Source organism: Coleofasciculus chthonoplastes PCC 7420 (assembly GCF_000155555.1).
GTDB classification, from domain to species: domain Bacteria; phylum Cyanobacteriota; class Cyanobacteriia; order Cyanobacteriales; family Coleofasciculaceae; genus Coleofasciculus; species Coleofasciculus chthonoplastes_A.
In genome coordinates, this window is sequence record NZ_DS989843.1 from 187,431 (window position 1) to 207,904 (window position 20,474).

At 47.8% G+C, this 20,474-nt stretch carries 12 protein-coding genes and 2 pseudogenes; 7 read left to right on the top strand and 7 right to left on the bottom strand.

Annotation, left to right across the window (positions count from 1 at the left end; translation table 11 throughout):
- Positions 1 to 479 (top strand): annotated as a pseudogene (locus MC7420_RS04760) (ferredoxin-NADP reductase); the annotation flags it as partial.
- A gap of 305 nt (positions 480 to 784) precedes the next feature.
- Positions 785 to 2,668: an ATP-dependent zinc metalloprotease FtsH2 gene (gene ftsH2 / locus MC7420_RS04765; protein ID WP_006098770.1), complete on the top strand. Its 1,884-nt coding sequence runs from the start codon at positions 785 to 787 to the stop codon at positions 2,666 to 2,668.
- Between the two features lie 168 nt (positions 2,669 to 2,836).
- Here the strand turns inward: ftsH2 and MC7420_RS39190 are convergent, their stop codons facing one another.
- Together MC7420_RS39190 and MC7420_RS04770 are read right to left on the bottom strand one after the other, a co-directional pair.
- Positions 2,837 to 3,016: a hypothetical protein gene (locus tag MC7420_RS39190; RefSeq protein ID WP_157453041.1), complete on the bottom strand. Its 180-nt coding sequence runs from the start codon at positions 3,014 to 3,016 to the stop codon at positions 2,837 to 2,839.
- Between the two features lie 6 nt (positions 3,017 to 3,022).
- Positions 3,023 to 4,474 (bottom strand): hypothetical protein, encoded by a 1,452-nt coding sequence (locus tag MC7420_RS04770; RefSeq protein WP_006098927.1) that lies wholly within the window; start codon positions 4,472 to 4,474, stop codon positions 3,023 to 3,025.
- Positions 4,475 to 4,835: 361 nt separating this feature from the next.
- Here MC7420_RS04770 and MC7420_RS04775 point away from each other — a divergent pair, with 361 nt between their 5' ends.
- Complete coding sequence (locus MC7420_RS04775) at positions 4,836 to 6,200, top strand: IS4 family transposase (protein WP_006102762.1); 1,365 nt, start codon at positions 4,836 to 4,838, stop codon at positions 6,198 to 6,200.
- A 474-nt stretch (positions 6,201 to 6,674) separates the two neighbouring features.
- Here the strand turns inward: MC7420_RS04775 and MC7420_RS04785 are convergent, their stop codons facing one another.
- The 3 genes from MC7420_RS04785 to MC7420_RS42285 form a co-directional block, all read right to left on the bottom strand.
- Complete coding sequence (locus MC7420_RS04785; protein WP_006099008.1) at positions 6,675 to 7,058, bottom strand: hypothetical protein; 384 nt, start codon at positions 7,056 to 7,058, stop codon at positions 6,675 to 6,677.
- Positions 7,059 to 7,061: 3 nt separating this feature from the next.
- On the bottom strand, positions 7,062 to 8,144 hold the full coding sequence (locus tag MC7420_RS42280) for a CHAT domain-containing protein (protein WP_006098777.1): 1,083 nt from the start codon (positions 8,142 to 8,144) through the stop codon (positions 7,062 to 7,064).
- Positions 8,145 to 8,258: 114 nt separating this feature from the next.
- Entirely contained in the window at positions 8,259 to 10,142 is a 1,884-nt protein-coding gene (locus MC7420_RS42285; RefSeq protein WP_006099119.1) for a tetratricopeptide repeat protein, read from the bottom strand.
- Between the two features lie 598 nt (positions 10,143 to 10,740).
- On the opposite strand from MC7420_RS42285, the gene MC7420_RS04795 reads away from it, so the two are divergent.
- Together MC7420_RS04795 and MC7420_RS04800 are read left to right on the top strand one after the other, a co-directional pair.
- Positions 10,741 to 11,064, top strand: coding sequence for a hypothetical protein (locus MC7420_RS04795; protein ID WP_006098841.1), 324 nt, complete (start codon positions 10,741 to 10,743; stop codon positions 11,062 to 11,064).
- Positions 11,061 to 11,444 (top strand): aspartyl protease, encoded by a 384-nt coding sequence (locus MC7420_RS04800; RefSeq protein ID WP_044205122.1) that lies wholly within the window; start codon positions 11,061 to 11,063, stop codon positions 11,442 to 11,444. The genes MC7420_RS04795 and MC7420_RS04800 overlap by 4 nt, the downstream gene beginning before the upstream one ends.
- An 11-nt stretch (positions 11,445 to 11,455) precedes the next feature.
- On the opposite strand, the gene MC7420_RS04805 is transcribed toward MC7420_RS04800, so the two are convergent.
- Both MC7420_RS04805 and MC7420_RS34860 read right to left on the bottom strand, forming a co-directional pair.
- Positions 11,456 to 12,451 carry a response regulator gene (locus MC7420_RS04805; protein WP_006098769.1) on the bottom strand — a complete coding sequence of 332 codons (996 nt, stop codon included), beginning with the start codon at positions 12,449 to 12,451 and terminating at the stop codon, positions 11,456 to 11,458.
- On the bottom strand, positions 12,451 to 18,513 hold the full coding sequence (locus MC7420_RS34860) for a PAS domain S-box protein (RefSeq protein WP_006098908.1): 6,063 nt from the start codon (positions 18,511 to 18,513) through the stop codon (positions 12,451 to 12,453). The genes MC7420_RS04805 and MC7420_RS34860 overlap by 1 nt, the downstream gene beginning before the upstream one ends.
- Before the next feature lie 824 nt (positions 18,514 to 19,337).
- Between MC7420_RS34860 and MC7420_RS44010 the strand changes: the two genes are divergently transcribed.
- Positions 19,338 to 19,421: a hypothetical protein gene (locus MC7420_RS44010; protein WP_390434911.1), complete on the top strand. Its 84-nt coding sequence runs from the start codon at positions 19,338 to 19,340 to the stop codon at positions 19,419 to 19,421.
- 35 nt (positions 19,422 to 19,456) lie between these two features.
- Positions 19,457 to 20,377: pseudogene (locus MC7420_RS04815) on the top strand (RNA-guided endonuclease InsQ/TnpB family protein); the annotation flags it as partial.
- Between the last annotated feature and the right edge of the window lie 97 nt (positions 20,378 to 20,474).

The following is a 20,474-nucleotide window of genomic DNA, read 5'->3' on the forward strand; positions in this document are numbered from 1 at the left end:
TACTTCCCGAAGATCCAGATGCTACCATCCTGATGATGGCAACAGGTACAGGAATTGCCCCCTTCCGGGCTTACCTGTGGCGGATGTTGAAAGAAAAGCACGAAGACTACAACTTCAAAGGGTTTGCGTGGCTGATTTTTGGTATCCCCTATACGGCAAACATTTTGTACAAAGAGGAATTGGAAAAACTCGAGCAAGAGTTTCCCGATAATTTCCGTCTCACCTACGCCATCAGCCGTGAACAGAAGAACAAAGAGGGTGGCAAGATGTATATCCAGAATCGGGTGGATGAACGCGCCGATGAATTGTTTGAGTTAATGCAGAAGGATAATACCCACACCTACATTTGCGGACTCAAGGGAATGGAAGATGGCATTGATGCCGCACTTTCGGCTGCTGCTGAACGGCAAGGGACGAACTGGGCTGATTTCCAGAAATCTATGAAGAAAGCCCATCGCTGGCACGTTGAAACCTACTAATACGGCTCCCTTAATCGCTAAACGTCAAACGTTTTTTGTCTAGCTTAGATTAGCGCGTCTACAGGTTGAGGATTGAATCCTCCAGTGTAGGCGCGTTCTTGGTCTGTTCCCTGTTCCCTGTTCCCTAACAAATGACGAATGACTATAAGACAGTTGCCCAAATCCTGAGAATTACGTTAAATTTAATTAAGCAGAAGTAAAGTTTCCTATTGAAACCACCGTTTAAGCTAGGCTTTGTGCTAAACAAGAGGCTCTTTAAGAGCAAAAGCCAAAGCAGAAAACAAATATCTAGAGGCTCATAAGCAATGAAATTTTCCTGGAGAATTCTCCTACTTTGGACAATACCCGCTCTTGTCATTGGGTTTTTCCTATGGCAGGGAGCGTTTTCTCCGGCTGTTGGTGATTTAAGTCAAAATACCGCCAGCACCCGGATGAATTATGGTCGCTTTTTAGAATACGTTGAGAAAGGGAGAGTCACGAGTGTTGACCTCTATGATGGGGGTCAAACGGCAATTGTAGAAGCGACTGACCCGGAGCTGAATAAAACGAATCGCTGGCGCGTCGATTTGCCTGCTAATTCTCCGGAGCTAATCACGAAGCTGAGAGAGGCTAATATTGCTTTAGATACCCATCCCGCCCGCCAAGATGGGGCTATTTGGGGAATCTTAGGGAATTTAATTTTTCCGATTTTATTAATTGGTGGGTTATTTTTCCTATTCCGTCGTTCGAGTAATATGGGCGGAGGTCCTGGTCAAGCGATGAACTTTGGTAAGTCTCGCGCCCGGTTCCAGATGGAAGCGAAAACTGGAATTCTCTTCGATGATGTAGCGGGAATTCAGGAAGCCAAGGAAGAATTGCAGGAAGTGGTTACGTTCCTGAAGCAGCCCGAACGGTTTACGGCAGTTGGCGCACGTATTCCGAAAGGGGTGCTGTTAGTTGGACCTCCGGGAACCGGTAAAACATTATTGGCGAAAGCGATCGCGGGTGAAGCTGGGGTTCCGTTCTTTAGTATCTCTGGTAGTGAATTCGTGGAAATGTTTGTCGGTGTGGGTGCGTCCCGTGTCCGTGACTTGTTCAAGAAAGCCAAGGAAAATGCACCTTGTCTAATCTTTATCGATGAAATTGACGCCGTAGGGCGACAACGGGGTGCGGGTATCGGCGGCGGTAACGATGAACGGGAGCAAACATTGAACCAGTTGCTGACGGAGATGGATGGATTTGAAGGCAATACTGGGATTATCATTATTGCTGCGACTAACCGCCCTGATGTGTTAGACTCCGCCCTATTGCGTCCCGGACGATTTGACCGTCAGGTGATTGTCGATGCGCCGGATCTGAAAGGACGGATTGGTATTCTGGAAGTCCATGCGCGGAATAAGAAACTTGCATCGGAAATTTCTATTGAAGCGATCGCACGACGCACGCCTGGGTTTACTGGGGCAGATTTAGCTAACTTGTTGAATGAAGCCGCAATTCTGACCGCCCGTCGGCGCAAAGAAGCGATTACCATGCTGGAAATCAACGACGCCGTTGACCGGGTGGTAGCGGGTATGGAAGGCACACCGTTAGTGGATAGCAAGAGTAAGCGGTTAATTGCCTACCATGAAGTCGGTCATGCGATCGTGGGGACGGTGCTAAAGGATCATGATCCAGTGCAGAAAGTGACCTTAATTCCTCGGGGTCAAGCGCAAGGATTAACCTGGTTTACGCCCAGTGAAGAGCAAGGCTTAATTACCCGCGCACAGCTTAAAGCCCGGATTACTGGGGCATTAGGGGGTCGTGCTGCCGAAGAAGAGATTTTTGGTCATTCTGAAGTTACCACAGGTGCCGGTGGTGATTTACAGCAGGTGACCGGAATGGCGCGACAAATGGTTACCCGTTTCGGCATGTCCGATTTAGGTCCTTTGTCTCTAGAAAGTCAACAGGGAGAAGTATTCCTCGGTGGCGGCTTGACGAATCGGGCGGAGTATTCCGAAGAAGTCGCATCTCGCATTGATGAACAAGTGCGCCGGATTGTGGAACATTGTCACGACGATGCTAAGCGGATTATGCGCGACAATCGCGTTGTAATTGACCGCTTGGTGGATCTGTTAATTGAGAAGGAAACCATTGACGGCGAGGAGTTTCGTCAGATTGTGGCGGAATATACTCATGTTCCGGAGAAGGAGCAGTATGTTCCTGTGCTGTAATTTCGGACAGTTTAATTGATTCATTGAGTAGGGATGGTGAATATCATCCCTATTTTTTTTCTGTTTTAGGCGAGAAGCAAGAGGAGGCGATTGAAATCGCTGCTACACAAACAAAGTCCGCCTGCGCGGACTGGGTTATAACGGGGATAGCGTTCCCCGGATTTGGTATTAGTCCAAATCTCCATTCTCGGCGATAATAGTGATTAGCTGAGCAAGAAGGCTACCGATGATTAATGTAATCGTCAAACCCAATACCATCGAGTTGCCAGCCGGAGCAGAGCGATCGCTATCCTCGCCAAGGTTGATGGAGAAGGTGTAGAGATGCGCCATGGCGCGTCTGGAGGACATAGGACATTATTTGGATGGATGGCGAATCTGTCGCAGAATTAAACCGATGGGAAGCGCGATCGCAAAGGCAATGATAATATGAATCAGGATGTTCAAACCATTGTAGGTGGTACATTTCACTACACCTGCACCGGGACATACAGGTGTTTCGGAGTTGGTTTGATTCTGGAGAAAGGTTTGGATGGGTTGGGAATCGACTTGGGAGGATATCCCACTCACGGCTAATCCGGTTCCGACTACGGCTATCCAGAGTTCTAGGTTTTGCAGCTTCTGGTCTAAAGCGCGTTGGCGAAGCCTGTTCCTTCGGAACGTATCGCGTTGTGCTTGATCTAAGTCTACGATACCTCGCACGGTTTCTAGCATTTGTCCGAATAAGTCTTGTCCGGGTGACAGATAATTGATATCGGTTTGGATTTGCTGTTTCCAGACATGGCTTTCTTTGAGGAATTTGCCCCAGAATTGGGGGATATTGCCGATAGCTTTGATCTGAGTTTGACATTCTTCAAGATTTGTGATATCCGTTTCGATCGCCGTCTGGTGGGCGCGTAAGTCACGCAAGCATCGGCTGTACTTGAGGGAGGTTGGGGGGATTTGGTTGAGCAGGTTTTTTAGGGCGTCGAGGCGGGTTTGGGGGTTGGTGGTGAGGTTGGGTAAGGTTTGGATTTGTTGTTCTAACTGGCTGTAGAGGTGTCGGGCGTCGGGGTAGCGTTGGCGGGATTGGTGATAGATGTAGCGGAGTTTGTGATGGCAACAGAGGAGTTGCATCAGCCAGTCGTGGGCTTTGGCAGCGAGTTTTGGCGTGGGAGATTGGGTGTTATTTAGGGATATGAGAATGTGGCATTCTTTAGCGGGGTTATTGGGTTCGCTGGGTTCTTTAGCCAGGTACTCGAAGAGGTGACTACCGAAGAGGATGCCTTGATGCTGGAGGCTGGGATTGAGGGAAGTGTTGGCGAGGAGGGCGGTGGCGCATTGTTCGGCGAGGCTGGCGCAGTCGGTTTGGGCGTCTACTTCGGCGTATACCCACAGAGTTTGTCCGAGGGAGGCTTGGATAGTAGCGGGGAGGAGAGATTCGGGGCGGAAGTGTTGGAGTTGGGGGATGGTGATGTCGAGGTGGGGAGAGTCGGGGGTGAGAGTGAGATCAATGGCGTAGGTGTCATTCAGGCGAAAGGGTTGCAGATTGGCGGTGATTTTGAAGCCATCGGCGGTGGGGATAGCGCCTAAATCGATATCTTGGGCGTGAGTAAGCCAGTAAGTTTTTTGTCCGGGTTCGTTTTGGGGGGTGTATTCGGTGTTGGTGTAGCAGATGAGTTGGGATTTGAGGGTAGTCAGTCCAGGGAAATGTCCCAGATTAGTCAGATTATCCCATAATAAAGCCGCATCATCCGCCACGCGATCGGGGGCGTCGGTGAGGGTTTGACGCAGGTGGAAGGCGTAGAGGGTGAGGCTGAGGTTTTTCATTGATTAGTTATTGGTCATTCGTCATTCGTCATTCGTCATTTGTTGATGGAAATTGCCGCGATTTTTATTAGCCTATAATACAGAATATCTGTAGGGGTACGGCATTGTGTTTAGCTGAAGATATCGCCCCTCTCCCCCAGCCCCTCTCCCACTCCGGGGCTATGCATTACCCACATCTTTCTTAAACATTGTGCGATCGCGTCACGATCTGGCGGGACTGAGCGCAATTGTGTAGTCCAAGTCAGTACAATTGCTGGTTTACAGATGCGATCGGGTTACGGGATGGGATTGCCTGACTGGATGTATCAGGAGCCAGAGCTTATAATCCCTTCTTGTGGCATTCGCATCTGAAAATAAAGAAATGAAAGAACTTCGATGGGCAGCCCAAGAATTGCGGTACGCTAACTTAGGTGATGCTCGGCGAAATAAACGCCTGGTTAAAATTGTCGAAGACTTAGCCGCACAGCCGAATGAAAGCATTCCAACGGCTTGTGGAAATTGGGCAGCAACCAAAGCTACCTACAACTTGTGGAAATCACCACGCATCAAACCCGATGACATCCGTTTGTCTCATCAAATCAGTACTGTGGAACGGTCACAAGAGCATAGTGTTGTCTTGGCAATACAAGACACAACGGATCTCAACTTCACTCACCATCCGAGCAAGAAGGGTATGGGTCCGATTAGTAGCAAGCCAATGGTGACGGGATTAAAAGTTCATTCGGTGTTGGCGGTGAGTACCTTGGGCGTACCCTTAGGAGTACTACACCAACAAGTGTGGGCACGTAATCCACAAGAGGTAGGCAAGCGACATACTCGTCGTCAAAGGCAGACTGCCGACAAAGAAAGTCAATGCTGGCTAAGTGCTTCCGTTGCGACCGAGTTAGCCTTACCTGAAGACATAGAGGTGGTGACGATTGCCGATCGCGAAGCGGATATTTACGATTTATTTGCCATGACTCGTCAAAGGCGATCGCATCTATTGATCCGAGGTACTCATAATCGTCGTGTTGACCATCAAGCCAAGTATTTGCACGCCAGCATTGAGCAAGCGCCAGTTGCGGGATTGGTCACCATTACTGTACCTCGTAACGGTCAGCGACCCCAGAGGCAAGCTACCCTAACCGTTCGCTTTGCTACCCTAGAGATACAACCACCTCGCCATCATCTCCAAAGAGCTAAACTGTCTCCAGTTACTCTTCAAGTGGTATTAGCTACTGAATCTCATCCACCCAAGGATACCACACCCATTTGCTGGTTATTGTTAACCACCCTACCTGTCAATAGTTTTGATGAAGCTGTCCAATGTATACGATGGTACTCTTTTCGCTGGCTGATTGAACGCTATCACTACGTTCTTAAAAGCGGTTGTCACCTCGAACAACTACAATTGGAAACACGAGAGCGTATTGAGTGTGCTTTGGCTACTTATTCCATTGTTGCTTGGCGCTTATTGTGGCTCACTTATCAAGCTCGCTCTAGTCCTGATACACCTTGCGATACTGTTTTACAGACCCATGAGTGGCAAGCTCTCTATTGTACTATTCACTCTCAACCTATACCTCCACAACAACCTCCTTCTCTCCGGCAAGCCGTTGGTTGGATTGCTCAACTCGGCGGTTTCTTAGGGCGTAAACATGATGGTGAACCTGGAGTCAAAACTATTTGGCGCGGTTGGCAGAGACTACAAGATATCGCTGCTACCTGGCAGTTACTTCACTCCTAGCTATTAAGTTCCATTTTAACTAACGGCTTGAAAACGCGATCGCACAATGTTTAAGAAAGATGTGGGTAATGCATAGCACTCCGGGGAGAGGGGAGCAAGAGGGGGGATAACAGAGGATGCTTCGCTTTTTTGGCACGGGAGAGGGGAGTAAGAGGGGAGCCAGAGAATCCGGTTCCCCTTCTCCCCTGGTGGGAGAAGGGGTTAGGGGATGAGGGGGAAAATGTTGAGGAATAGACAGACACAGCTTAAAACTTTGCCAGCATTGCTTTTCTACCTTAAGTTGACACCAATGGGCATTGCCGTACCCTGTTTAGCTGAAGATATCGCCCCTCTCCCCCAGCCCCTCTCCCACGCCGGGGAGAGGGGAGCAAGAGAGGGGATGACAGAGGAGGCTTCGCTTTTGTTGCACCGGAGTTGGGGTTAGGGGATGAGGGGGAAAATATCAGCTTGAGTCGAACCGCCAATCCCTATCGCTTAATTGGAACCTTGAGGATTGGGTGGGTTTGTCTGAGGTGTAGATGGGGGTGAATGTCTGAGAATATGATTAATAATCATGTCCTTCGCCGCTGGGCTTGGTTGATTCGCTGGCGTGGGAGATTTGCTTCCCCCAGCACCTAAGTATTTGTTCAAGTTGACAGAAGAATCTGTTGGCGCTTTTCGCAACTGCTCATTGTAAGCAGTTGATATCTCAGGATGAGACTCTAACCATTGGTCAATTTCCTCAATGATTTCCTCTGTATCATCTGATAGATTAATCATCCGTTGATGTAAGTCAGCCCAGTCTTGGGTTGAAAGTAAGTCAGATTTATCGTCTAATACTTGACAAAAAGCTGAGATGCTATTTTCATAATCAGACATAATTTAAACTCCTTTGCCAACAGCACAAAAAGCCGCCCAATAATAGGGAGATTCAAACGGTTTTTCTGTGGCTCCCTTTTCCGCTTCGATTGAGTGGAAGTACTGATCCAATTTTATCCGCCAAATCCGATTGAGGTGGGAGTGGGGTAGCCATGCGCGAAAATCCTGCACGGTGCTATCTCTGAGCCAGCATTGGGCGGTATTCAGGGCGAGGGCGATGTTATCCTGCTGCTGGAGTTCCTGATACAGTTTCACCATTAATAATGCTGTAGCCGCAGCGCTGACTGCCCACAGACTACTGATAACATTGGTGCTACCCGCTAACAGGAAACCGTAGGGTAAGCTGATATATTCATCGCTGGGTTTAATTTCCGGTATGCCTGTTTCGCAGGCGGAAAGGGTGACGAGGCGACAATTACTCAGGCTAAAATCAGCAATGATATTTTCTAGGGTGAGGAATCCATCTGTTAACTGTAAGCCGGAATCCAAAACAGAATCCGAACGAAAATAGCCGTGACAGAAGAATAGCAAACAGTTGGCAGCGTCGAGAGTTTCCCTAGAGGAGAGAAGGGCAGATTTGGTGGCTTTGTCTTTTTTGAGGCTATCAATCTGGGGAAATTGTCTGGTGATGGCAGATACTGCACCTAAGTCTTTTTCGTATAAATCAGGTGTGGGAGTTTGAATAGCAAAGAGGTGTTGAAAGTGAGGGCGTTGTCGTTCCTGTAATTGGTGCAGGAGTTGGCAACTGGGTATATAGCGGATGCCTTTGGGAAAGCGAGAGAATAAGTCTAAGGCGTGGAAGGGGAACAGGTGAAGATAACGATGGGGAATCAGGATTAATTGAGTGCAGGTTTCGGGGATGTGGGCGAGGAGATCGTTAATATGCAGAATTTCAGCTAGTTGTTTGAGGCGAGAGGAGAGAAAGGTTTCCCAGTCTTGTTGGTGTTGTTCTTTTTCGGTGTCAGTGTTGGCAAGTCTGAAGCGGTTGTAAACGTCGATATAGTCATTTTCCCAGGTTCCTAGGTTGGTTAAGTCTTCATTGGTGGATGTCCAAATGAACAGAGGATTGTCAGCCGTAATAATCACCGCACGGAAACAGTCAGGGAAAATATACCATTCAATAATTGCCGTGTTTTTATCAATCAGTGTAGAGAGTTGGTCAAACTTGAGGGGTTTATAGGGATAAAGTTCGTTGTAACGCTAGGCATGATAGGCGTTATCCAATTGTTGGGCATCTCGGTAAGCCCGTCCTAGGTTAAATTGGGTTCCAGCATGGTCTAGGGGAAATGCCTCACGGGTTCTGATTTCAAGGGCGGCTTGAAAGGAAGTGATCACATTTTCTATATTCTCTGCCCTCTCTCCCCGGATTCGGTCGAGGTAGACAGTACCCAGATTATTTTGCGTCATTGCCCAGTCGCTAGGAAAGGCTTCACGGGTTCTGACTTGAAGGGCGGCTTGATAGGAAGCGATCGCGCTTTCTATATTCTCTGCTGCTTCTCCCCGTATTCGGTTAGAGTAGGCAATCCCCAAATTATTTTGCGTCATTGCCCAATTGCTGGGAAAGGCTTCACGAGTGTGAACTTCCAGAGCGCCTTGATAGGAGGCGATTGCGCTTTCTATATTTTCTGCTGTTTCTCCCCGAATTCGGTCAGAGTAGGCAAGACCCAGATTATTTTGCGTCATTGCCCAATCTTTGGGAAAAGCCTTACTGGTGTGGACTTGCAGGGCAGCTTCAAAGGAAAAGATCGCTCTTTCTATATTTTCTGCCCTCTCTCCCCGAATGCGATTTTTGTAGGCATTCCCCAGATTATTTTGCGTCTCTGCCCAATCTTTGGGACAAGCCTCACGGGTGCGGACTTCTAGGGCGGCTTGATAGGATGCGATCGCTCTTTCTATATTCTCTGCTGCTTCTCCCCGTATTCTGTCAGAGTAGGCAATCCCCAAATTATTTTGCGTCATTGCCCATTGGCGGGGAAAAGCCTTACGAGTGCGGAATTCTATGGCAGCTTGATAAGAGGCGATCGCTAATTCTATATTCTCTGCCTTATCTCCCCGGATTCTGTCTTTGTAGGCATTCCCCAAATTATTTTGTATCTCTGCCCAATCTGTATGAAACGCCTCATAGGTGTAAACTTCTAGGGCGGCTTGATAGAAGGCAATGGCACTTTCTATATTCTCTGCTGCTTCTCCTTCAATTCGTTTACAGTAGGCAGCACCCAGATTATTTTGCGTATCCGCCCAATAGTTGGGAAACGCTTCACGGGTGTAAACTTCCAGGGCAGCTTGATAGGAGGCGATTGCTATTTCTATATTCTCTGCTGCTTCTCCTTTGATTCGTTTCCAGTAGGCATTCCCCAAATTATTTTGCGTCATTGCCCAATCACTAGGAAAGGCTTGACGGGTGCGAACTTTAAGGGCGGCTTTATAGAAGGCAATGGCACGTTCTATATTCTCATCCCTCTCTCCCCGGATTCTGTCCCTGTAAGCATTCCCCAGATTATTTTGAAGAATTGCCCAAGTTTCTGAGTCATTATCACAACTAAAGATAGCCAGCGCCACTTCATAACCCGTAATCGCGATTTCCAGATGATTTGCCTGACTTTCTAAAGGAAACTGCCCAATCAGATTACTGAATTCACCAATAGTTAAAGCAATAGCTTGGGCTTGTTCGGCTTCCACCTCTGCCAGTTTTGCCGTTCCCCAGTCATACAATATCCGGGCAAAGTTATCATCCAATAGATGCAAGTTTTCCTGGAGGAGGGGATAGACAACTTGCGGATTACCTCTACTATCTGACGTTGCTTGTAATACTTGGATCAGGAAGTCGAGTTGAGCTTGAGGAGTTGCCGTTGAGGCAGATAATCCCAAGAATTCCCCTAACTGATTCGCCATTCTAGTTAAAAGCTGCGCCGCATTTTCATCCCCTCTCTCTGCTAACGTTTCCGCCACCTGTGTCATGGTTGCCACTAACCCCGCATCCACTAACTCGGCGTTATCCTGTAATATCTGCCCTTCCTCACCACTGGGACAGTTTAATAGGGCATTAATCAGCGTTAGATAGGCTTGTTGGCGTTGTTCATCCATGGGGGAATTGAGAGAGGAGGTGCTAACTATGGTATCGCAAAAGACAGAGGGGAAACCTCTCTCCAAACCTCTCTCCTGCAAGGAGAGAGGCTTTGAATTCTTGCCCGTGTGGGCTAAGGACGCTCTGAGCCTCGACTAAGGACACTCTGAGCCTCGACTAAGGACACTCTGAGCCTCGACTAAGGACACTCTGAGCCTCGACTAAGGACACTCTGAGCCTCGCCGAGGACGCTTTGAGCCTCGAACTCGACTCAGGACGACAGATACAGATGCGATCGCACTATACAGGGTGCGTTACATTTCATTAACGCACCCGACAAGATCTGCGATCGCACTTTTGGATAATGCTGTGTGGATTTCTCGTGCTGTTGGAATTTAGGTGCAATTTTATGATGATGGCGAGCATTCTTGTAGGGTGAGCATCTTGCTCGCTACTCATACCCAATTTAAATGTATGACAGCTTATGGAGTGGCATTTAAAACAGAGTGGGGACACTTTTATTAACACGCGATCGCACGACACCCCCCTGAATTTACTGGGACAGATTTAGCTACAATACCATTACAAAAATCCCTAATGTAACATTCTCTTATCAACATGACATCCTTACCACAGAAGCGCCAACCAAGACGGGGACGAATATTCCCAAAATATACCATTCCGCCAGAAGAATTAGCCAGACGCAGAGCGAAACGCATTGAACTGGGCAAGCGTTGCCGAGTTATTTTTGAACGACTTCGCCCGGAACTGATTGAACAATACTACAATTGGTTCATTGCCATAGAACCCGATAGCGGCGACTATTTAATTGACCCAAAACTAGAAGGAGTGATTCAAAAAGGACAAGAACGTTATGTCAATACTGATGTTAAGCTAACAATCTTTCGACTGAATGAAACCGGAACCTGCGGCACGATATGATTGTAGGCAGGTTTGGTGAAAATGGGGAGTTGTTCTTTGAGATTAAACTGATAGCCGCAAATGGCGAATGTTTTGCCGTTGAAGCACTTCTAGATACGGGTTTTACCACAGGTTGGCTAGCGCTTAACGCTCAGGATATCGAGGCGTTACAGTGGTCTGCGATCGCCTATGAAATCGACATGACAACGGCGCGAGGTAATGAGCTTTTTGACCTCTATGCAGGAACGGTAATGATCGATAACCAAGAGTTTACCATTCCCGTTCACGTTGGAGAAGGACTCCCTGATATTTTAATCGGTTCTCAGTGGTTAGATAGTATCGAACTAATCGTAAAGAAACGAAAGGGTATTTTGACATTAGAAGTTCTGGAAAGGGAGTAAAATAATAACAATCAAACTTCAACCAAATTCCCTACCACGCGATCGCGCCCTTCTACCTTAGCTTTATACAGCGCTTGATCTGCCTCCGCAATTAGCCGATCTGGAGTCGTTTTTGGCGGCGGAATTACTCCAGCTACACCACAACTTAAGGTGACAAATTTACTCACCCCAGACCCCTCATGCACAATCGCCCGCGACTTCAGTTTCGAGCGAATCGATTCTGCTACCTGCATGGCACCTCTGAGGGATGTATTCGGTAAAATCACCACAAACTCCTCACCCCCATACCGAGCTACCACATCCGCTGGACGCTTTGCCGCTTTACGCAAAATATCAGCAACTTGTTTAAGACACTCATCTCCCGCTTGATGCCCATACGTGTCGTTATATGCCTTAAAAAAATCAATATCACACAAAATTAACGACAAAGGTGCTTGCTCCCGCGCCAATCGTTTCCACTCCTGCTGCAACGCCTGATCAAAAGCCCGACGATTGGCAATCTGAGTCAACCCATCCAAATCAACCAACCGTTGCAACTCCTGATTCATTTCCTCTAACTTCGCCTTCAGCACCCGTTCTTGCTCAATTTTGCGGTGTAACTCCGCCATCACCCAATGGGTATGCAGTAACCGCCGCACTCGTTGCCGCAGCACCGCCCAATGAATCGGTTTCGTGATATAATCCGTAGCGCCTGCTTCAAAAGCGCGGTCTACGGATTCCTGATTATTAAGTCCCGTAATCATCAACACAGGTGGACATTTCTGACCAAATCGTTCCTGTAACTGAGCGCAACAGGTAAACCCATCCATCACAGGCATCATCGCATCCAACAAAATAATATCGGGTAACTGTTCGGTGCAAAACGCCAGACATTGATGCCCATCCCCCACTTCTGACACCCGATATCCCTCCTGTTCCATCGCCCGACGCAGCACCAGGCGTAGGGTCTTTTCATCATCCACAATCAAAATCAGGGGCGGGTCACGGTGAAAGTCAGGCTCATTCATCATAGTTTCCTCGGATGCTCTTGTTGCAACGCAGTGACAACTCGCTCATACTCTGCATCAAACTGGGAAATCAGGGTAGAAGCTGGCTCTAGGTTTCCCGTGCGACCCAACGCTTCTAAATCAGCACACAGTTTCGCCAAACCCGTTGCACCAATCGTTAGACTCGATGATTTCAATGCATGGGCAGATTGGTGCAAAGCATTAGCATCATCATGAGCGATCGCACTCCGAATTGCTTGTACCCTAGGTGGGGAGTCTTCCAGATAACTGTCAATCACTTCCGCGATTAACCCCTCATAATCATCTCCGGCAATTTCTCTTAAATCTTTCAGCACTTGCCGATCCAAAGCAGGGGTGACACTGGAGTCTGAGGTTATTTCTGGCACAGATACGTCCTCATCTGAATGATCCCTTATACTATCTCTGCCTTCTTGATCCAGCACTTGAGCATAAGTGGTTAAGGCTTGCACCAAGGCTTCCGGTCGAATCGGTTTACTGATATAGTCATTCATACCCACTTGCAAACATTGTTCTCGGTCTCCCTGCATCGCATGAGCAGTCATGGCAATAATCCAGGGTTGGCAAGCTGACGACCATTCAGCCCGGATGCGGCGAGTTGCCTCCAATCCGTCCATTTCTGGCATCTGCACATCCATGAAAACAACCTGATAGGACTTACGACGCAGGGATTCCAGCGCCTCTTGTCCATTGTTCGCCACATCGGCGCGATATCCTAAGCGCTGCAACATCTGGCGAGCCACCTTTTGATTGACCGCCACATCTTCGACCAGCAGAATGCTTAAGGGTAGCCTCTGGGCAAACTCAGCCTCCAGGGTTCCCGATAAGCGATCGCCTGGACGCACCGAAATCCGCCTACGTCCTAAAATTGTCACAAAAATATTATAAAGCTGGGATTGCTTAATCGGCTTGGTCAGAAATGCCGCAAAGTTGGGCATATCATCGGGTTGATATGGGGTTTGCCGACCCACAGAACTGAGCATGACCAAGGGGAGTTGTTCATTATTCGGTAACGCCTGGATTTGTAACGCTAAGGTCAAACCATCCATTTCTGGCATTTGCCAATCCAAAACCGCCAGATCAAAGGGTTCTGAGTCGGCTAACCAGTTTAGCGCTTGCTCTCCTGATGCGGCTGTTGTCACCTCCATTCCCCATGACTGCGCCTGTAGGGTGATAATCTGCCGATTCGTCGCATTATCATCCACTACCAGTAACCGTTTTCCTCGTAACTCCGGTTGGGGTGTATCCAACTCCGCCGTGACCGAATTGGGGTCTGATTTCACTACAATCGTGAAATAAAACGTCGAACCTTTCCCTACCTCACTTTCTGCCCACAAGCGCCCGCCCATCCGTTCACTCAAGCGCTTACTAATCGCTAAACCCAAACCTGTCCCCCCATAATTGCGGGTCATCGACGCATCCACCTGAGAGAATGGTTTAAACAACCGATTCATGCGATCGCGGGGAATGCCAATTCCTGTATCTCTGACCGTAAATTGCAGTTCGTAGGTTTGTTCGGCTTCCAGATGTTCCACCGGAACAGCTCCCCCAGCTCCCTCTGCTCCCCCAGCTCCCCCAGCTCCCTCTGCTCCCTCTGCTCCCTCTGCTCCCTCTGCTCCCTCTGCTCCCTCTGCTCCCCCAGCTTCCCCAGACAACGCTCGACTGATCACCGATACCACCACTTCCCCCCGTTCCGTAAACTTCACCGCATTACTCAGCAAATTCACCAGAATCTGTCGCAGGCGGGTAATATCACCCACCACGGTGGCTGGGGTTTGGGGTTGACCCTGAGCGAAGCCGAAGGGTTCAATTAAATAAGCGAGTTCCAATCCCTTAGCCGTCGCTTGAGAGGCAACTAAATCTAAAGCTTCCTCAATACAAACATGCACATCAAAGGGGTGTTCCTCTAACTCCAATTTGCCGGATTCTATTTTCGAGAAGTCCAGAATATCATTAATAATCGTCAGTAAAGCTTCACCACTGCTACTAATCGTATTAGCAAAGTCTTGCTGTTGGGACGTCAACTCAGTATCCAACAACAATCCAGCCATACCAATTACCGCATTCATCGGCGTGCGGATTTCATGGCTCATCATTGCCAGAAACTCACTTTTTGCCCGATTAGCGACTTCGGCTTCCCGTTTCGCTTTATGTAAGGCGAGGTTCTTCAGCGTCAATTCTTCCCGCCGTTGCTTTTCCTGTTCTAAGAGTTGAGCTTGAGCTAACGCAATCCCAACTTGCGCCGCCACCGCTTCTAACAGTTCAATTTCATCGTCACTCCACTGACGGAAGCGATCGCATTGATGCAGGCAAATAATACCATTGGTCTGCTCCTGATACGAAGTCCGCACCGAAAGCATGGATTTAAGATCCATCTGACGACAAAGTTGATTCGCCCCCTCTAATTGTGGATCAATATAAACATTCTCGGAACTCACAGCTTGGTCTTGCGCCAGCACCGCTTGGGCGTGAGGATTGCCCACAACGGGAATCGTTTGCTGTCGGGTTGACTCATAACCGGGTTCTAGATACTCAGCCACCAACGGAATTTGCGGACAAGGCTTTGCCAAATAGGTATGAATCAGACAACGATTTACACCGAAAAGCTGACCCACTTGCGTCGCCGCCGTCTGAAAAATATGCTTACTGTCTAAGCTTTGGCGAATTTCTTGGGTAATTTGTTTGAGCAGCAACATCCGTTGTAATTGCCGCTCTAATAAGGTTCTGGCTTGTTGACGTTCGATCTCATGACCCACCCACTGTGCCATGAGTTTGAGCAATTGAGGGGACACCGAGCGATTGTTGGCGGTGAGGGTGGTGGAAGATTGATCGAGACTGAAAAAGCACAGTGCCCCATAAACAGTCCCCGCTACCTTGACACTCGTACCCAGATAGGATTTAATCCCAAACGTGAGACAGGCTTGATGATTTGCCCATTCTGTATCTTCAGCCGACTCGAACGCGATCGGTTCCTTGGCGTGAATCGTTTCGCTGCAAATTGTCTGTCCTAATTCAAACGTATCTCCCGCCTGCACCTGTCGAGGTGATTTAGGCGGAACTTGAGCCGCAATCACCAGACAGCGCCCTTGTTCAATCTGAGACACAATACCGACATCGTGACCAAAATGACGCCGCCCCAAGGCTAAGAGTCCTTGTAGGCGTTGCTCAAACGTGAGTTTGGGTGCAGCAGCCACTCGATATAAAGCCCGAATCGCGGCTTCGTCTTGGCGCTGTTGTTGTTCAATCTGTTTGCGCTCGGTAATATTACGGATAATCCCAATAATCTGATTGTCCAAAAATGGCACGAGTCGGGCTTCATAGTTTTGCTCCCCTGTCTCTAAGGATAAGGAATAGTCCAGACTAACTGGGGATTGGCTCTGAATTACCTGCGCGATCGCCCCCTGAATTTTATCACTCACATCAGCAGGGAGAACATTGTGTACCGACTGTCCCAAAAACTGTTCTGGCTTGACATATAATTCACCCAAATTGGTAGCTTTATAGTCGAGAATCGTTCCATCTTGACTCAAGCGAAAATATAAATCGGGAAGGGCGTTAAAAATCGCTTGCAGTTCTGAGTTTTTCTGATATAAGGCTTCCTCGGCTTGTTTGCGATGAGTAATATCACCAAAGGTAACGGCAAATCCGTCCCCTAATTTGACGGCGGCGATTTGAAACCAAGCCTGAATCCCTTCGTGGCGGTAATGAAATTCTCGCTCAATCGGAATCCCGGTTTCAGTTACCTGAACATAGAAATCAAAGAGTCCGTCTTGGCGATTTCCTGGCATTTCCACGAGCAACTGCTGACCCATCAGTTCCTCACTCGTCCGTCCCACCATGCGTTCAGCAGCGGGATTAATCAGCAGCCATTTAAAATCAATAATCGTCCCTTGGCGATCGCGAACAGCTTCAAATGCCATCACCCCATCCAGGGAACTATTTAATACCCCCGATAGCAGGGATTGGGAATACTCTAGGGCGGCTTGACTTTCTTTCACATCGGTGATATCTATACAGGAGCCGATATATCCCAGAAACCCCCGATTCGTGTCAAATCGTGGCACACCTGTATCTAAAATCCAACGATATTCCCCATCAGCGCGTCGCATTCGGTACTCCATGCGAAAGGTTTGGCGCTGGTGAAAGGAATGACTATAAATCTGTAAACAATTGTTCTTGTCCTCTGGATGTACCACCTCTAGCCACCCCTCGCCCAGTTCATCTTCTAAACGGCGTCCGGTAAACTCTAACCAAGGGCGATTGAAAAACGTACAGCGTCCATCGGTTCCAGCCACCCATAGTAGTACAGGCGCACTATCTGCCATGGTACGGAAACGGGCTTCACTCTCCCGTAAGGCGGCTTCGGCTTGCTTGCGTTCAGTTACGTCGTGAGCAACACAATAAATTAATCCTTCTTCCACTAAGGCTTTAGCATTCCACAACAGCCAGCGATAGGAACCATCGCGACAGCGATAGCGATTTTCAAAGGCGATAGAGTCTTTCCCAGTTGTTAGTTTTTCGGCTTCCGTCAGAGTCACAGCGCGATCATCGGGATGAACCAATTCTAGATAAGGTTGGGCTAATAATTCAGCTTCACTCCACCCTAAAGTTTTTTCCCAGGCGGGATTCAGGCGTCTAAAATAGCCATCAAACCCCGCAATACAAAGCATATCAACGGACAAGCCAAAGATGCGATCGCGTTCTTGTTCGGCTTGGCGACGTTCACTAATATCGGTTTGAATGCCAATATAGTGGGTGAGTTTGCCATGGCGATCGCGGATGGGGGAAATGGACAATTCATTCCAGAAGCGTGTCCCGTCTTTGCGAGTGTTTTGCAGGATGACGTGACAGTCTTGTTCGTTTTTTAATGCCGCTTTTAGTTTATCTAAGCCAGGTTGTTGCTGATTATCTCCTTGTAAGAAGCGACAGTTTTTTCCCAAAACCTCTTGAGCTGAATAACCAGTAATTCGCTCAAAGCCGGGATTGACGAAAATAATCGGATTATCGGGTACATTTGGATCAGTAATCAGGATACCATTACTACTGGCTGCGATCGCCCGTTCCAACAGTTGTAAGCGCACCTCAGTCTGCTTGGATTCAGTAATGTCGCGGGTGACTTTGGCAAACCCCCGCAGGTATCCTGTTTCATCGCGCAGCGCCGTAATAATCGTTGTACACCAAAAGTGGGAACCATCCCGCCGCACGCGCCACCCTTCATCCTCAAATCGACCCGTTTCGGCGGCAATTTTTAAGGATTGTTCGGGTTTACCGCTTTCTTGATCGTCCTTGAGGAAAAAACACTGATAAGATTGACCAATGATCTCTGATGCTGAATACCCTTTCAGACGTTGAGCGCCTGCATTCCAGCTAACAATCTTACCCTCAGTATCGAGCAGGTAAATCGCATAGTCTTTGATCCCGTCAATCAGCAGGTTTAAGCGTTCATCACTGGCTTGCAGGGCGAGTTCGGTTTGCTGGCGATCGCTAATATCGCGAATCAGCCAGAGAATTCCAACAACGTTTCCTTCCCTATCTTTAACGACACTATTGAGGGTTTCGCTGCTGAAAATATTCCCGGTTTGGCGTTGATAGTTTATCCGTTTGGACTGATTGAAATCTGCCGAATCCGGATTCATCGTCTGTGGATCAAACTCCTCAGAATTCGCATACAACTGCGATAAGGGTTGTCCCACTAAGGCTTTTGTTGGATACCCAAAAAGCTGATTAAAAGCTGAGTTAACCTTAACGATAAAACCGTCTGTATCCGTAACAACTACCGCCTGAGGAATCGCTTGAAACAATGGGGCGAAGTCGGTTGGTATTGTTTTAGTCAAGTGTTCTGGGGAATTGGCAAAAGCGGTAGCATTTCTTTTTCGTTGAGTTTGTCTTAAGCCGACTAAACCTATAGCCAGTAACCCCATGACAGCCAAGACACCGCCATACATTAGCACTGGGCGAATTGGGCTGAAATCAAAAAGCCAGCCAGCTACATTAAACCAATAAATCAACCCATCGATTAACAGTCGATTGAAAAAGGGAAACATACAAACAAACTCTACCGAGCGGAGAAACTTGGGCTTATTTCAGTCAGCGATAACGATAAAGGGACTGAACATAAGGATTCAGGGTAGTAAGCTGTTCGGCATTTAAACCATAATGTCAAGAATTGCGAAATCCTTAGAAACATCCCTGTTGCAAAAGCGGGTCGGTTATATCTGCCATGCATAGAGTTGAACACTTAACTAGTTTATCTACCCACAACTAGACTGCAAAGCTCTGCGTAGCTTTTCCTGATTTGTCGGGCTAAACTGCAAAAAAAATTAAAAAAAATTTACGTATTGATTAGCAAATCAATCAATTATCACACCAGCATTAAATGGCAAAAAAGTCAAATAGTTTGTAGTTTTCCTAGAGGAATTTATCACTCAATGCAGCAACAAAAATCGAGAGTGGCAAGCCGTCTCTTGATTGTGCCTAATCTGACTGAAAGCGATTAGTCGTGTTCTAGACATTCAGCTATTTTGCCGCTACCCACTTCAGGATTCGTTTATTAATGATTCCTCCAGGTTAATGGCAAGGTGAGAAAAAATAGAACAGCTTAATTTCTATAATAAACGATCAAGCACGCTATTGAAATACTCGGTGGCGCTATCTGGGCTAAATCAAGACAGTCATAGACGTGGCTGTGCCAGAGTTTTCAGTATGCTACAGCACTTTCTAACACGGTGTAGTACAGCAACTCTAGGACAGCTCTGTGCTGCTCTTGTTTGGGTGTATCACATCGAGTCTGAAAAGGCTGTAACTTAGCTAGGGACTCGCAAAAGCGCGTATACTCAACCCTGAGAATCCTCGACGACAGTGAAAGCCCATGCAAATCTATACCAGGCAATTGCGGGTGCGGCATTATGAAATTGATGTCCTCGGACATGTCAACAATGGTGTTTACAAGTGATAGTGCAGGCTCCCTCGTGATTTATCCGAGGGATGAAGTTCAAGAAAAACTGCCGTTCTGTTGAGTACAAAACATCAGGATGGAAGCTATCGGAGAACCGTAAAGCTATAACCTTCAGCGACAAGAAAGGAATAGGACGACTAAAACTGAAAGGCACTTATGATCTCAACTTCTACTCTATTGACCAAATCAAGCGAGTGAGGTTGGTTCGACGTGCCGATGGCTATTATGCACAATTTGCGGTTAAAGCTGATGTGCGAGTTAAAACTAAGCCTACTGGAAAAGCCATTGGTTTAGACCTAGGAATCAAATACTTTCTAGCCGACTCCAATGGTAACACCGAAGAGCCTCCAAAGTTTTACCGCAAATCGGAAAGACAGCTCAATCGAGCTAATCGCAAGAAGTCTAAGAAGTACCGCAGGGGAGCGAAACCGCAGTCTAAAAACTATCATAAGGCAAGAAAACGATATGCCCGGAAGCATTTAAGAGTAAGTAGGCAGCGAAAAGAATACTGCAAGCAAGTCGCATATTCCGTTATCCAATCTAACGATTTGGTAGCTTATGAAGACTTGAATGTGAAAGGGTTGGTAAGAAATCGTCACTTGTCTAAGTCTATTTCTGACGCTGGCTGGTCTACATTTAGGCAATGGCTAGAATACTTCGGACATAAATACGGAAAAATGACAGTGGCAGTTCCACCGCACTACACCTCCCAAGATTGTCCGAAGTGTCATCATCGAGTCAAAAAATCCCTGTCCCAAAGAACCCATGTTTGTGGAAACTGTGGATATACCGAAGACAGGGACATCGCAGCCAGTCTAAACATCCTTCAAAAAGGGTTAAGTACGGCAGGGCATGCCGGAAACTACGCTTGGGGAGACCTGCCCTCTTGGGCGATTGGAGCAATCTTGTCGTCTAATGGCGGATCGGAGAACCAAGAATCCCCGTCTATGTAAGAGCGGGGAGTGTCAACAGAATTATCTCGAACAAGCCGCCGTGGAACACGCCCAACTCCTGGGTTACTCCTTGGCACAATGCCGAAATCTAGGAGGT